Origin of the sequence: Streptomyces sp. NPDC016845, assembly GCF_044332585.1 — a bacterium.
GTDB lineage: Bacteria > Actinomycetota > Actinomycetes > Streptomycetales > Streptomycetaceae > Streptomyces.
This window is the reverse complement of the sequence record NZ_JBIRPI010000002.1, coordinates 248,831-261,267: the sequence shown is the minus strand read 5'-3', so window position 1 is coordinate 261,267 and position 12,437 is coordinate 248,831. Positions and strand designations below refer to the sequence as shown.

Annotated in this window: 24 protein-coding genes and 1 tRNA gene; 22 read left to right on the top strand and 3 right to left on the bottom strand. The window is 69.9% G+C overall.

What is annotated here, in order from left to right; translation table 11 throughout:
* Window positions 1-110: 110 nt before the first annotated feature.
* From ACH4RC_RS07250 to ACH4RC_RS07240, 3 genes are all read right to left on the bottom strand, one after another.
* Window positions 111-222, bottom strand: a tRNA-Val gene (locus tag ACH4RC_RS07250).
* Between the two features lie 89 nt (window positions 223-311).
* On the bottom strand, window positions 312-1,604 hold the full coding sequence (xerC, locus tag ACH4RC_RS07245; RefSeq protein WP_398196416.1) for a tyrosine recombinase XerC: 1,293 nt from the start codon (window positions 1,602-1,604) through the stop codon (window positions 312-314).
* Window positions 1,605-2,209: 605 nt separating this feature from the next.
* A complete protein-coding gene (locus tag ACH4RC_RS07240) occupies window positions 2,210-2,563 on the bottom strand; it encodes a helix-turn-helix domain-containing protein (protein ID WP_398196413.1) in 354 nt (117 codons plus the stop codon).
* Window positions 2,564-2,775: 212 nt separating this feature from the next.
* Between ACH4RC_RS07240 and ACH4RC_RS07235 the strand changes: the two genes are divergently transcribed.
* From ACH4RC_RS07235 to ACH4RC_RS07130, 22 genes are all read left to right on the top strand, one after another.
* Window positions 2,776-3,147, top strand: coding sequence for an XRE family transcriptional regulator (locus tag ACH4RC_RS07235; protein WP_398196410.1), 372 nt, complete (start codon window positions 2,776-2,778; stop codon window positions 3,145-3,147).
* Window positions 3,131-3,367: a hypothetical protein gene (locus ACH4RC_RS07230; protein WP_398196407.1), complete on the top strand. Its 237-nt coding sequence runs from the start codon at window positions 3,131-3,133 to the stop codon at window positions 3,365-3,367. The genes ACH4RC_RS07235 and ACH4RC_RS07230 overlap by 17 nt, the downstream gene beginning before the upstream one ends.
* Window positions 3,368-3,467: 100 nt before the next feature.
* Complete coding sequence (locus ACH4RC_RS07225) at window positions 3,468-3,782, top strand: hypothetical protein (RefSeq protein WP_398196404.1); 315 nt, start codon at window positions 3,468-3,470, stop codon at window positions 3,780-3,782.
* Entirely contained in the window at window positions 3,779-4,309 is a 531-nt protein-coding gene (locus ACH4RC_RS07220; protein ID WP_398196401.1) for a hypothetical protein, read from the top strand. Before ACH4RC_RS07225 ends, ACH4RC_RS07220 begins: the two co-directional genes overlap by 4 nt.
* Window positions 4,306-4,512 carry a hypothetical protein gene (locus ACH4RC_RS07215; protein ID WP_398196398.1) on the top strand — a complete coding sequence of 69 codons (207 nt, stop codon included), beginning with the start codon at window positions 4,306-4,308 and terminating at the stop codon, window positions 4,510-4,512. The genes ACH4RC_RS07220 and ACH4RC_RS07215 overlap by 4 nt, the downstream gene beginning before the upstream one ends.
* Window positions 4,509-4,880: a hypothetical protein gene (locus ACH4RC_RS07210; RefSeq protein WP_398196395.1), complete on the top strand. Its 372-nt coding sequence runs from the start codon at window positions 4,509-4,511 to the stop codon at window positions 4,878-4,880. The genes ACH4RC_RS07215 and ACH4RC_RS07210 overlap by 4 nt, the downstream gene beginning before the upstream one ends.
* Window positions 4,877-5,560 carry a hypothetical protein gene (locus ACH4RC_RS07205; RefSeq protein WP_398196393.1) on the top strand — a complete coding sequence of 228 codons (684 nt, stop codon included), beginning with the start codon at window positions 4,877-4,879 and terminating at the stop codon, window positions 5,558-5,560. The genes ACH4RC_RS07210 and ACH4RC_RS07205 overlap by 4 nt, the downstream gene beginning before the upstream one ends.
* Window positions 5,553-5,792 (top strand): hypothetical protein, encoded by a 240-nt coding sequence (locus ACH4RC_RS07200; RefSeq protein ID WP_398196390.1) that lies wholly within the window; start codon window positions 5,553-5,555, stop codon window positions 5,790-5,792. Before ACH4RC_RS07205 ends, ACH4RC_RS07200 begins: the two co-directional genes overlap by 8 nt.
* Window positions 5,789-6,085 carry a hypothetical protein gene (locus ACH4RC_RS07195; RefSeq protein WP_398196387.1) on the top strand — a complete coding sequence of 99 codons (297 nt, stop codon included), beginning with the start codon at window positions 5,789-5,791 and terminating at the stop codon, window positions 6,083-6,085. The genes ACH4RC_RS07200 and ACH4RC_RS07195 overlap by 4 nt, the downstream gene beginning before the upstream one ends.
* Complete coding sequence (locus ACH4RC_RS07190) at window positions 6,085-6,537, top strand: hypothetical protein (protein ID WP_398196385.1); 453 nt, start codon at window positions 6,085-6,087, stop codon at window positions 6,535-6,537. The genes ACH4RC_RS07195 and ACH4RC_RS07190 overlap by 1 nt, the downstream gene beginning before the upstream one ends.
* Window positions 6,537-7,430, top strand: a complete 894-nt coding sequence (locus tag ACH4RC_RS07185; protein ID WP_398196382.1) for a PD-(D/E)XK nuclease-like domain-containing protein — start codon at window positions 6,537-6,539, stop codon at window positions 7,428-7,430. Before ACH4RC_RS07190 ends, ACH4RC_RS07185 begins: the two co-directional genes overlap by 1 nt.
* Entirely contained in the window at window positions 7,427-8,326 is a 900-nt protein-coding gene (locus tag ACH4RC_RS07180) for a hypothetical protein (RefSeq protein WP_398196379.1), read from the top strand. Before ACH4RC_RS07185 ends, ACH4RC_RS07180 begins: the two co-directional genes overlap by 4 nt.
* Window positions 8,323-8,838, top strand: a complete 516-nt coding sequence (locus ACH4RC_RS07175) for a hypothetical protein (RefSeq protein ID WP_398196376.1) — start codon at window positions 8,323-8,325, stop codon at window positions 8,836-8,838. Before ACH4RC_RS07180 ends, ACH4RC_RS07175 begins: the two co-directional genes overlap by 4 nt.
* Window positions 8,835-9,035 carry a hypothetical protein gene (locus ACH4RC_RS07170; RefSeq protein WP_398196373.1) on the top strand — a complete coding sequence of 67 codons (201 nt, stop codon included), beginning with the start codon at window positions 8,835-8,837 and terminating at the stop codon, window positions 9,033-9,035. The genes ACH4RC_RS07175 and ACH4RC_RS07170 overlap by 4 nt, the downstream gene beginning before the upstream one ends.
* Window positions 9,028-9,381 carry a hypothetical protein gene (locus tag ACH4RC_RS07165; protein WP_398196371.1) on the top strand — a complete coding sequence of 118 codons (354 nt, stop codon included), beginning with the start codon at window positions 9,028-9,030 and terminating at the stop codon, window positions 9,379-9,381. Before ACH4RC_RS07170 ends, ACH4RC_RS07165 begins: the two co-directional genes overlap by 8 nt.
* Window positions 9,378-10,004, top strand: a complete 627-nt coding sequence (locus ACH4RC_RS07160; protein ID WP_398196368.1) for a hypothetical protein — start codon at window positions 9,378-9,380, stop codon at window positions 10,002-10,004. Before ACH4RC_RS07165 ends, ACH4RC_RS07160 begins: the two co-directional genes overlap by 4 nt.
* A complete protein-coding gene (locus ACH4RC_RS07155; protein ID WP_398196365.1) occupies window positions 10,001-10,312 on the top strand; it encodes a WhiB family transcriptional regulator in 312 nt (103 codons plus the stop codon). The genes ACH4RC_RS07160 and ACH4RC_RS07155 overlap by 4 nt, the downstream gene beginning before the upstream one ends.
* Window positions 10,309-10,542 (top strand): hypothetical protein, encoded by a 234-nt coding sequence (locus ACH4RC_RS07150; RefSeq protein ID WP_398196363.1) that lies wholly within the window; start codon window positions 10,309-10,311, stop codon window positions 10,540-10,542. The genes ACH4RC_RS07155 and ACH4RC_RS07150 overlap by 4 nt, the downstream gene beginning before the upstream one ends.
* Window positions 10,542-10,718: a hypothetical protein gene (locus tag ACH4RC_RS07145; protein ID WP_398196361.1), complete on the top strand. Its 177-nt coding sequence runs from the start codon at window positions 10,542-10,544 to the stop codon at window positions 10,716-10,718. Before ACH4RC_RS07150 ends, ACH4RC_RS07145 begins: the two co-directional genes overlap by 1 nt.
* Complete coding sequence (locus ACH4RC_RS07140; protein WP_398196359.1) at window positions 10,718-11,155, top strand: hypothetical protein; 438 nt, start codon at window positions 10,718-10,720, stop codon at window positions 11,153-11,155. The genes ACH4RC_RS07145 and ACH4RC_RS07140 overlap by 1 nt, the downstream gene beginning before the upstream one ends.
* Before the next feature lie 85 nt (window positions 11,156-11,240).
* The gene (locus ACH4RC_RS07135; protein ID WP_398196356.1) at window positions 11,241-12,116 is read left to right on the top strand and encodes a helix-turn-helix domain-containing protein; all 876 of its coding nucleotides are present in this window, start codon (window positions 11,241-11,243) and stop codon (window positions 12,114-12,116) included.
* Window positions 12,113-12,358: a hypothetical protein gene (locus ACH4RC_RS07130; protein WP_398196353.1), complete on the top strand. Its 246-nt coding sequence runs from the start codon at window positions 12,113-12,115 to the stop codon at window positions 12,356-12,358. The genes ACH4RC_RS07135 and ACH4RC_RS07130 overlap by 4 nt, the downstream gene beginning before the upstream one ends.
* The last annotated feature ends 79 nt before the right edge of the window (window positions 12,359-12,437 follow it).

Sequence of the window (12,437 nt, the reverse complement as noted above, 5' to 3'; positions counted from 1 at the left end):
CCGTATCCGCGGCCCCAGCGGCGGACCGCCCCGTACACCCGGCATGACGAAGAAGGCCCCCGGCGCACTCGCCGGGAGCCTCTGACCTGCTATCCGCTATTCGTTACTGCTGGTGGGCGCGGACGGTTTCGAACCGCCGACATCCTGCTTGTAAGGCAGTACATCATCCTGACCAGGCTTTCCGAGTCTCGCCGAGACCCACCGAGCCTTGATCACGCGTCCTCGATACGTCGATCGCTAACAACTCCCGATCTCGCCGAGACTCACCGAGGGGGGCATGTGGACTCCATGTGGATTCCACCCCGCTACGGTCACTCAACGGCCCGGAGTCCACTTCCCTCGCCGCCCTCCCTCGTCAGCGCCGTACGCACACGCTCCTGCGCACCCTCGCTCCCGTGGGTGTAAATCCACGTGACCTTCCCTCCGCGCTTCTGCCCGAGGAAAGCCTGCGTGTCTACCTCCGCCACACCCGCATGGTGCAGGCGGCTGGCGACGTCGTGCCGGTACTCGTACAGCCGCGGCCACCACTCGGTGCGCCCCGTCTCCGGGTCGGTCACCTTGCGCGCCACACCGGCCTGCTCGGTCGCCCGCTTCCACGGGCGCTGAAGGTTGTTCATGTTCAGCGCCCCGCCCTTCGGGCCGCGGAACACCAGCTCGTCCACGTGCAGGTCGTATCCGTCGCCGATCGCCGAACGGGACCGCTTCGGCTGCCACTTGGCCACCATGAAGCGGATGGCCTCCATCGCGGTGGGCGTCAGCGGGACTGTACGGAACCCGGCCTCCGTCTTGGGCGCCTCCTGCCGACACAGCCGCCCCCCGTCGAGGACGAGGATCTCCTTCACCTGGACGGTCATGGCGTCCTCGTCCACGCAGTTCAGCCGCAGGCCCGCGTACTCGCCGGGCCGCATGCCCGTCTCGTACGCAAAATCGCGGAGGATCCGCTGGTAGTACTCGGGCAGCGCCGCGTGGATGAGCGCATACTGCGCCTCCGTCGGCGGCTTCAGCTCGTCCGGGTGCTTGGCCGGCCTCTTCGCGGTGACTTCCAGATGGGCCGCGGGATTGTCCTTGATCCGCTCCCCGTCCTTGATCGCCGCGTCGAGAAGCGAGATGAGGAGGCGCCGCACCTGGCACTGCGTCCGATACCCCTTCACCTCGTGGGTGAGCCACCGCTGGAGTTCCATGTACTCCAGATCGATCAGCTTGTACTGGGCCCACTTCGGTTTGATGTGAGCGGTCCACAGGCTCAGTTTGCGGTTCCGCGTCTTGACCTTGCCCTTCTTGCCCTGCACCCCCCAGTACTGATCCCACCACTTCCCGACGAGGACCTTGCCCCGCTCGGGGTCGCGGTAGGTGCGCTGCCTCACCGAGGTACGAATCTCGTCGAGGAAAGCCTCGGCGGCCCGCTTCCCGCCGTCCCTGACGGTGTAGTTGCGGGACTTCTGCCGACCGGTGGGGTCGCGGTAGCGGGCCTGCCACGAGCCGACGCAGTCGCGGCGGGGCTTACGTTCGCCGTGCTCGGCCGGCGGATACGCCTGCATGCAGAGGCCGCACCCGCAGGTCTTCGAGCGGATCTGCCGTGGGTTGTTGGCCGGTTTACGCGGCATGCCGCACCCCCCTTATGCCCTGCGTACGGCGGATCCCCGCCTGTGGGGCGGGATGGCTTCGCCGCTGCTCACGGCAGGCGCCGTAGCTCGACCGGTGATGATCGGAAAGGAGTGCCGCACGTCGGCGGTTTCTCCTCCGTGGATTAAGCGCCAAGGTTGATCACCTCTTCGCTCCTTCGCTGCTCCGGTACTCGGATGGCGAGCCGGACAGGCTCACCGCACCAGCAGCGTGCACCGAACTCGGCCTGTGGGATAGCGAGTTCAGCGAGTACCGCACGAAGGGCACGTAGAGCGAACTCAGGTACGTGCAACTCGGATGGGACTGAGATGAGTTGACGGTCCGCGTCCCACGGTACGAGTGAGGCGAGCGGCGCGTACTGCGCGCGAATGCACATGGCGGTCCCCCTGAGACACGAGCTGTCAGAGCGAGCCGTGGGGGAGGACATCGGCCGTGCGATCGACCGTACCCCCGACCGTAGGAATATGCGACCACTCTGCGCACAGATATGACGCCTCAACTCACGCAGAGTGAACGCGCCGTTCAGCGTAGACCAGTGTGATCAAGAAAAGGTTGCACGTTAAATCTTGACGCGCCGTCAGGCTGACTACCGGTTGCTCTCGCGCAGCGCGCGGGCCTGGATCTCCATGATTTCCTGCTGCTCCTCGGTGAGCCCCTCGAAGATTTCGAGGAGTCGCTGTGCGCGATCCGGCGAGACAGGCCCTGGCGCCTTGCGGCCGGCGGCGTCCGACAGGCGCTTGACGGAGTACCGGGGGTACCGGCCAGCGAGCTTGGCGATGGCCTCAGGGCGAGGAGTGCGCTTGCGGTGCAGCCACGTGTTCACAGTGGACGTGGACACACCGATGGCCTCCGCGACCTGGGTGCCGTTGACCTCGTAGTCCGCCATGAGATCAGCGAGCACCTGCGCGAAGTCCTCGTGTTGGGGCTCCTCGTCGTTCACGCGCCCAAGAGTGCCCCGCCGCTTCTACTTTTCGCAACTGAAAGTAGAAGCGTGGCGCGTTCGTGTGCGGCGCGCGACCTCCCCGTCGCGCGCCGTCAGTATGTGGATATGCCACCAGACTAGAACACTCGTTCTAGGAATGCTCGGATTTGGAACCGCCTCGGAAGAACTCGGCGAGACCCGTTGACACTACTTCGACTTCGACTGTAGAAATGTCGCATCACCCCAACGACGGAGTGAGCAACACCACCAGCAGGCACGAGGTCCACATGCCCAAAGTCAGCCGCAAGGGCGAAGGCAAGCCACTCAGAGACGCCATGGCCCGAGCCGGACTATCCGGCCCGGAACTCGCCGAGGCCACCAAAGACGTGGATCCGACCGGCAAGGGCATCAGCTCCGCCACCGTCGGACGCCTCACCGGACGCGGCAAGACCGCCCGCACCCAATGCGAGCTGTCGACGGCCTGGCTCGTCGCCGAGGCACTGCACCGGAGGACGAGCGCCCCCCTCCAGGACCTCTTCAGCATGCCCACACGTTCGACTACGACAGTAGAAAGGTCAAGGCCAGATGCCGAAGAAGAGTGAACGCCTCACCGTTCTCCCCGCCGGCCTCGTCCCCCTCCTGAGCCAGCGCGAGATCGAGACGTACTACGGCGTCTCCGACTGGCAGGTCTTGCAGTGGATCAAGGCCGGAATGCCGACCGTCCCGTACGCGGGCCGTGGCCGCCGCTTCAACCTCGCCGACTGCGAGGCGTGGCACGCCGCGAACGCGCAGCCGGACCCGCAGCTCGCCGCTATCAGCTGACGCGCAACTTCCCCTGAACGCGCCGAAGGGCCGCCACAGCTTCCCGGCCCGGCGACCCCCGACTACGGCGCCCCGACCAATCCAGAAAGAAGAGGCCCCGATGGGCAGCAACTCTACTTCCCAGCTCAGCGCGGCAACCGCGCTGGCCCAGCTCCTGGCCGAGTACCCCGAACTCCCGACCGCCGAGTGGCGGATCGGCTCGATCATCCCGACCTTGGAGGCGTTCCTGTTCGGTGACATGTCCGAGCTGGCCGCGTACGCCGAGGTGCTCGGTGGCAGCGTCCGGGCGGCGGAGAGCACGTACACGTTGTACGACCGCGAGATGCGTCGGCACGTGCTGACGACGGTGTGGCGGGACGTGCCGGTCGAGGTTTCGGTGGCGCTGCCGGTGGCGGCTGCGGCGGTGTCTGCGTGAGCGCGCCGCTGGTGGTGAACACCAAGGACGGCACGGTGTGGTGGCGCCAGACGCGGGACGGCGTGGCGCTGTACGCGATCGAGCGCGAGGCCGGGGGTTGTCCCGCGGAGGCGTTGGCGACGTACGCGGATCTCGTCGAGCGCGGTCTCGCGGGTGAGGCGTTCGCGCTGCCGATGCCGACCGGTACGGGTCGGAGGCGTCCGACGGTCGAGGAGTCGGCGGACCGGCTGACGGCGATGTTCGCCCCGACGCAGGCCCTCACCGCGACCGGGTCCGTCTGCCGGTGCGACGAGCCCGGCGCGGACCCGTACGCCTGCGAGGCCGACGACTGCACCGCTTACTTCCCGGAGCTGGATCCCTTCGGAGGGTCGTCGCGCCCGGTCAACGAGGCCGACGCCAAGGTCTCCGCCAAGTGCGGTCAGTGTCCGTGGCGTTCGTCGGTCTGGCACGTCGACGACGGGTCGGCCGAGGCCGAGCTCTACGAGCACTCCACCACGATGCACGGCGCCGAAGGCGGTGCGTCGTGAACGTGCCCTCCGCGATCTGCCTCGCCACCTCCGCCTACGCGGTCAGCCTCGTTCCGTTCTTCCTCCTCGTCGACGCCGAGCACCTCGTGCCCCGGGCCGTCCGCGAGGCCCCGGCCACCGCCCGCGCCGCCGCCGAGCGTGCCGCGCTGACGGCTATCGCTCTCCTCCTCATCCTCACCGCACCGACGGGGGCAACCCGATGACGCACCGCATTGAGGGCCCGACCCCTCTCACCATCAAGGCCACGGCCAACGGCGCCGAGATCGACATCGCCGCCGTGCTGCGGCTCGTCTTCCTGGAGCTGTTCGAGGACGCCGACGGCGACCCGGCCTCGTTCACCGAGACGTTCACCGACATGTACGCCCTGTCGGTCTCGGCCCAGCACAACGGCCCCGACAGCGACCAGCGGCACGAGTTCGACCGGCGGCTCGACGAGATGCTCGACCACTACGCGGACGGCGGCACCGTCGAGGTGTACGCCACGGGCGTGGCGCAGCTCCTCGCGGCGGCCCGTGAGATCGCGGCGGTCCGGCCGGTGCCGGAACAGCGCAAGGGTGGTGCCGCCGCATGAGCGCCCGTGACGACATCGCCGCGCACTTCACGTCGGACACCCTCGTCGACCAGCTGCTCGACGCCTACCGCGACGAGATGTTGCGGAGCATGGCCGTCGAGATCAAGGCGCTCGGCGACGAACGCGGCTGGTCGATCTGGGCCGCGCACTACATGCATCCCGACGTCGAGTTCGTGGACACGGGCGGCCTGGACAGCGCCACCCTGCTCCGCAGGCTGAAGCGGGAACACCGCGTCGAGGTGCTCCTCGAGGGCGCCGTCGAGCTGGAGCGCATCGCCGACGAGACCGAGTCCCGCGTCGCCGAGCACTACGGTCCGGCGTCCGGGATCGGTCCGGGCTCCGCGGAGATGGTCCGCGAGGCCGCGCGCACCCTGCGCGAGATGGCTGGGGAGAAGGCCACCGCTCCGGCGACGACGGCCACTCCCAACGGGCCGCTCGGCGCCGGACAGCGCAGCCGCATCGCCCTCCTCCGCCGCGCCGTCAGCGAGTACGAGGGCGAGTGGACCACCGCCCGCGTCGCGCACCTCTACCAGGCGACTTACGGGCCCGAGTCCTGGCGTGCGGCCGCCCGCCGCGACCTCGCGCAGCTCTGCGCCGAGGGCCTCCTCGTCCTGCACGACCTCCCGAACAACCGCCACTACACCCTCACCACCCGGCCGAGCGGAGACCGCGATGCCTGAGCAGATCACCCGCCGCGGCTACCTCCTCGCCGCCATACAGCAGCACGGGCGGCCCGTCACCACCCAGCTCGCCGCCCGGCTGCTCGTCGGCTCGCCGTGGCCGACGACCGGACGCCGCACCGCCTGCCGGGACCTGCGCGCCCTGGCCCGGCGCGGCCACCTCACCGCGGCAGACATCGACGGCCGCCGCACCTACCAGCTCACAACCACCGGAGAGGACGGCCGCCCGTGAGCGCCCGCACCGACATCCTCAACACCCTGGAACGCGCGGGCTACAAGAACCGCGAGGCCGTCAGCCTCCTGGAGCGCGCCGACAAGGAGCCCCACACCCTGACCGGCCTCGGCGACCCGGAGTTCCCCGCCACCCTGTCCGGCGGGCACGCCCTGATCGTCGAGTTCGGCGACGAGGAGATCTACGGCTACTGCCAGTGCGGCAAGGCGCTCGACAAGCTGCGCCCGCCCCAGTCCCTCGACCAGTTCGCCGGGCCGTGGGAGCGCCACGTGTTGACCGAGGTGGCGCGCTGATGACTGAGACCCGCCGCACCTACCTGCTCGCCGTCCTCCGGAACTTCGGCGGCCCGGTCACCACCAAGCGCGCCCTGCACATCTACTCCGAGTCGCGTGAGTGGGCCACGACTGGCAGGAACACCGCCCGCCGTGACCTTCGAGACCTCGCCCGGCGCGCGTACCTCGTACCCGCCGAACACCACGGGGCCCGCTACTACCAACTCGGCAGCGACCCCCGCCCCGCCCACCCCATGCGCGACAGCCGGAAAACCGTCTGGTCGGTGATCCAGGCGGAGGGCGGCGAGTGGACCACCGGCCGTGTCAGGCGCACGTGGCACCAGGTCATCGGCACCCATGTCCTCCGCATGAGCGTCCGCCGCTACCTCGCTGCCCTTCACCGAGACGGCCACCTCGATCAGCACGACAGCACGCCGCACCGCTTCTACACCGTCAGGAAGGACCACGCCTGATGACGGCGACTGTGCAGGCCGGGGACATCACCGCCCCGGCCGCCGACCTCGGCCCGATCACCGAGCCCGGCATCTACGACCTGACCAACGACGAGTACCACGCCGACCGCGGCAGCCTCTCCTCCAGCGGCGCCCGCATGCTCCTGCCCCCGTCCTGCCCCGCCCTCTTCCGGCACGCACAGGACACCCCGCAGGAGCCGAAGAAGACCTACGACCTCGGCTCCGCCGCCCACAAGCTCGTCCTGGGCGAGGGCCCCGACCTCGTACGTATCGACGCCGAGGAGTGGCGCTCTGCCTCGGTCAAGGCGGAGGTCGCTGCGGTCCGCGACGAGGGTGGCATCCCGCTCAAGCCCGCCGACTACCAGCAGGTCCACGACATGGCGGACGCGCTGCGCCGACACCCCGTTGCCGCCGCCCTGTTCGACCCCGCCCGTGGAAAGCCGGAGCAGTCCCTGTTCTGGCGGGACCGGCCGACAGGGGTGATGCGCCGGGCCCGCTTCGACTGGCTGCCCGACGCCCGCTCCGGCCGCCTCATCATCCCCGACTACAAGACCTGCCGCAGCGCCGAGCCGCGCGCCCTGGCCCGCTCCGTCGAGGAGTACGGCTACCACCAGCAAGACGACTGGTACCGCGCCGCCGCCCGCTCCCTCGACCTGGCCGACGACAGCGCCGCGTTCGTCTTCGTCTGCCAGGAGAAGACCCCGCCGTACATCGTCACCGTCGTCGAGATGGACGCCGAGGCCCGCCGCATCGGCGCGGCCCGCAACCGGCGGGCCATCGAGACCTTCGCCGAGTGCACCGCAAGCGGCGTGTGGCCCGGCTACAGCGACGAGATCGCCTACCTCTCCCTGCCCACGTGGGCCGCCATCCGTGACACCGAGGAGTACCTGTGAACTACCCCGCCGAGCAGCGTATGAGCCCGGCCGCAGCCCCGGCACGGGTCGGGCAGGGCACCGCCGTTGAGCAGTCCCGCGCCGTCGCCGAGGTCCAGGCCGCGATCGTCGTCGCGCAGCAGGTGCCGCGCGACATCAACGCCGCCATCGCCGAAATGCGGCAGTCCTGCCAGCAGCCGTTCCTTGCCGAGCGCGCGTTCTTCCGCTACTCCCGCGGCTCCGGCACCATCACCGGCGCCTCCGTCCACCTCGCCCGGGAACTCGCCCGGTGCTGGGGCAACATCCAGTACGGCCTCGTCGAGATGCGCCGCGACGACGAGTTCGGCCAGTCCGAGATGCAGGCGTTCGCCTGGGACGTCGAGAAGAACTCCCGCAACAGCTCGACGTTCATCGTCCCGCACAAGAGGGACCAGAAGGGCGGCCCGAAGCAGCTCACCGACATGCGGGACATCTACGAGAACAACGCCAACAACGGTGCCCGCCGCGTCCGTGAGGCGATCTTCGCGATCCTCCCGCCCTGGTTCGTCGAGGAGGCCAAGCAGATCTGCAACAAGACGTTGCAGGACGGTGGCGGTAAACCGCTCCCGCAGCGCATCGCCGACGCGATCCGCGCGTTCGAGGGCGTCGGTGTCACGCAGGACCGCATCGAGACGAAGCTCGGCCGGCCGTCAGGGAAGTGGACGGAGCACGATGTCGCGCAGCTCCTGGTGGCGTTCCAGTCGATCAACCGTGGCGAGGTGACGGCGGACGAGGAGTTCCCGCTGCCGCGGGTGACCGTCGACGAGATCACCCAGCAGGCGACGACGCCCGCTGCCGCTCCGGCCGAGCCGCCGAGTGAGCCCGGTCCAGCCGAGTGGCCGGCCGCGGCGCAGCCCGGATCGGGGGCCGGCGCATGAGGTGGCCTATCGTCTCCCGTCGCCGCCACGTCCAAGAACTGGCTGCGGTAAGCGCCGACCGTGAGCGGCTGCGCGGTGAGCGCGACCAGTTCGCCAAGGACGCGAAGGCCAGCCAGGTCGCGGCGGCAACGACCGCCCGGCAGTTCGCCGAGGCCGATGCCGCGAACATCCGGCTCAACAACCGCAACAAGGCTCTCCAGGAGCAGGCCGACGTGCGCGCGGGAATCGCTCGCCAGCGCGGTGGTTCCCTCGCGAAGCTCGGCCAGCGCCTGGACGCCGTTGCGAGCGAGTACGCCCACATCGACGGCTACGCGGCCCGCATGGAGAACCGCCTCGCCCGCGCCCTCCGCGGCTGCGCCCGCTACCGGGCAGCACTTGCCGTCGAGACCCACCGCGCCGACAAGCTCCAGGGCCGCCTCGACGACGCCTGCGGCCTCAACACTCCGGGCGTCGACCGCGGCCAGCACTGGCAGTCCACCCGTCAGGACAAGCCCCGCGAGGTGAAGGCATGAGCCCGCTCCGCACCCTCCGCCAGATCATCCGCCCCACCGGCCAGCACCGCGCGCCCGCCCCCCGTCCGGCCGTCTCGCAGGGCCTCCGCCACTGCCCGCCGTGCGGCACCACCACCGCGGCCGTGCTGCACCGCGACAGCCACACGTGCGGTGACTGCGGCCACACCACCTACCCCAAGGGAGGAAGCGATGCCTGAGCTCACCGACGCCCAACTTGACCAGCTCATCACCAACATCGGGCTGCGCCCCCGCAAGGGCCCCGGCGCCCGCGCCGCCTGCGGCACCTCCTCCGGGTACACGCGCCACATTCGCATCCAGGAGGAACCCTGCGATGCCTGCCGCGCGGCCAACACCGCGTACAAGGCGGCGCAAGCCCGACGTCCGATCGTTGCCCTGAAGAAGCTGAAGCCGATCGCCCACGGCACCCCGAAGGGCTACAAGCAGCACTGGTACCGCAGGGAGGAGGCGTGCGCGGCCTGTCGTGAGGCCAACCGCGCAGACGTTGCCGAGCGTGCTCGACGGCGGAGGGGCGGTAGCCAGTGACCGCGTCCACTCTGTTCGAGCCCGAGGCACCGGCCGCCCCCACGCCCACGGCCGGGCCCCGGCCCCTCGTCATCGGCCTCGACATGGCCCTCGGCACCAGCGGCATCGCAGGACCCGGATGGACCGACACCATCCGCACCGGCAACCTCCGCGGCGAAGAGCGGCTCCGATTCATCACCGACACCGCCACCAGCTTCTACCGCAACGCGGACTTCGTCGCCATCGAGGGCGCCGCCTTCTCCCACGCCAAGCAGATCGGTCACGACGAGATGTCCGGCCTCCGCTGGATGATCCGCTGTGACCTGTGGAGCCGCGGCATCCCCTTCGCCGTGATCACCCCTGACTCCCGCACCATCTACGCCACCGGCAAGGCCCGGTGGAAGGACGAGCAGGGCCGGAAGCTGACGCCTAAGCAGGTCAAGGGCATGGTCCGGGACGAGACTGCGGCCCGCTATGGCATCTCGCTCACGGGGACCACCCGGTACGACGAGACCGACGCGTACGTCCTGATGGCGATGGCGATGGACTGGCTCGGCCACTCTCTCGCCGAGGTCCCCAAGACGCACGCCCGCGCGCTCAAGGGCGTGCCGTGGCCGACGGAGCCCGTGGCGGTGGCCGCATGAAACGCCGCTCAGCCTTCCGCGTCGCCGCCCCCGAAGGCCTTGATCCGACGGAGCGGTGGGAAGCCCGCGGTGCCTGCCGCACCGAGGAGAACCGCGCACAGGCCGACAACTGGTACGCCCCCTCCAGCAATCGCGAAGCCTTCAACGCAGCGATGCGCGTCTGCGCTGGCTGCCCCGTCCGCGCTGAGTGCCTGGATGCCGCCCTCAAGCGGCGTGAAGCCTGGGGCATCTGGGGCGGGCTCACCGAGAGCCAGCGCCGCGGGATCCTCCGCAAGCGCCAGGCCAGCGCAGAGCAGCAGGCGGCATGACCAGCCGTCGCGGCCGGCGCCGCGCCCCGCCCGCACCACCGCCCGGCGGAGTCCTCGACTGGCGCGACGCCGCGCACTGGTCATGGAACCCCAAGCCCTGCCGCTACTGCGACAAGCCCACCCACCTCCGCGACTCCCGGCGCAGCCCCGCACACAAGGTCTGCGCTGAGGAAGCCCTCGCCATTCAGGCCGCCGACGCGGCCGACGCCTACCAGAACGGAACCCTCTGATGGCCGTCCACCTGACCGGCCTCACCAGCGACGACGTCGCCGAGGTCGTCGAGTGCCTGCTCATCGGCGCGGCGACCGCGGCCCCGCCCGTCGCCGAGAAACGCCGCAGCCTCGCTGACCGGCTCGGCGACGCCCTCGACCTCCTGCCCGAACCCACCCGAGAGGACACCCCGTAATGCCCAAGCTCAGCCCCGCCGACGTTCCCGAGGTCAAGCTCGACTCCGCCTCGGCCGCCATCGAAGCGACCATGACCCGCGACATGCGACGCGGTCTCTTCGAGAAGCCCGGCAAGGTCGTCTTCGCCATCGTCGAACTCACCTCGAAGTCCTACACCGGCCACGCCGAGGACGAGGACAAGGACCCGCAGGTGAAGGTCCGCGTCACGTCCTGCGAGGTCGCCCGCAGCGACGAGGACGCCGCCGCCCTGGCCGACGCCAAGCGCGCCATGTGGAGGGGCCGCCAGATCGACGGAACCCTCGACGAGGTCGGCGAGGGCCCGCAGCGCCCGGACGCCGCGCTCCTCGACGTCACGGTCACGAAGCCCACCGAGGACGAGCTGAAGGAGCACAAGCGCCGCGTCGAGGACCGCCGCCGCTCCGAGTACGTCCGCTGACCCCGCCGCCCGGGGCAGCCAACCGCCGCCCCGGGCCCGGGATCTTGCCGCAACGGTTCCGCAACATTACGAGAGAAGAACCAAGTTGAGCACTGAGGAACGCGTGCAGTCCGTACGCAACGGCTGGACCAACGCCCTGCGGGCCGAGGTCTTGCGCGTTGGCCGGACCGTACCCGAGGTGGCGCGCGTGGCCACGGTCGGCGTGTGGATCGCCACGTACGCCGACGCCGACGGGTCCAACGCGTTCCCCTCCCGCGAGACGCTGGCCACGCTCGCAGGCTGCTCCCAAGAGACCGTGACCCGCGCGGTGAAGGTGCTCATGGGCGTGCGAATGCTGGAACGGAAGCGCCGGCCGAACGCCTCGTCGGTCTACCAATTGGCCCTGCCGATCGGGCGGGTCGACTGGACGAAGCACATCCACCACATGACCGACACCCGGCAGCGGAAGGCACGCGCCAAGGAGAAGGCCGAACGGCTCGCCGAGATGAGCCGGACAGCGTCCCCGGACGCTGTGGAAAACCCTGGGGACAACCAGTCGGACAGCGTCCCCGGACGCTCTCCGGACAGCGTCCCCGGCGGGGGTTCCGGAACTTCCGAATCGGATCCGGACAGCGTCCGCGGACGCCCCCGGACAGCGTCCCCGGACACCTTCCGGACAGCGTCCCCGGCGGGGGTCTACCAGTACCTCCCTACCTCCGGTAGGGACCCCCTCCCCAACCACACTCCGCTGGGCTTTGAACCTCAACCACAGCCGCGCGCGGGCGAGGCCGGAAAAGACGAGTCATCGACGACTGAGAAGCCAGGCAAACCCGCGGACGCCGCGCTCGCCGCAGTCGAGGCCCGCGACATCCTCGCCCGCTGCGAAGACCCCGATTGCGACATGGCCCTCCCGTACGGCCGCACCGGTCTCTGCCAGGGCTGCGCCGACTACCGCCAGCGCAACGAGAGGAACGCCTCATGACCCCACACGAGCGCCTCGCCGCCGAAGACATCCCCACCGGCACCTTCGGCCACGCACTCCCCCCACGCCCCACAGACGCCCACACACGACCCGGACCCACCTGGACCCCCATCCAGCAAGCCCAACACCGCGCAGACCTCGCCCAAGCCCTCGAGGGATGGGCCTGGAACGAGGAGACCCGAGCCGACGAACGCCGACACCTCCACCTCATCGACAACGACACCGAGACCAACGCCGCCTGACCCACGCGCATCCGGTTAGCCAGGCCCCGCGCGCACAACCCCGCCCAACCAAACGCCCGACCACCCGGAGACCCGCCAC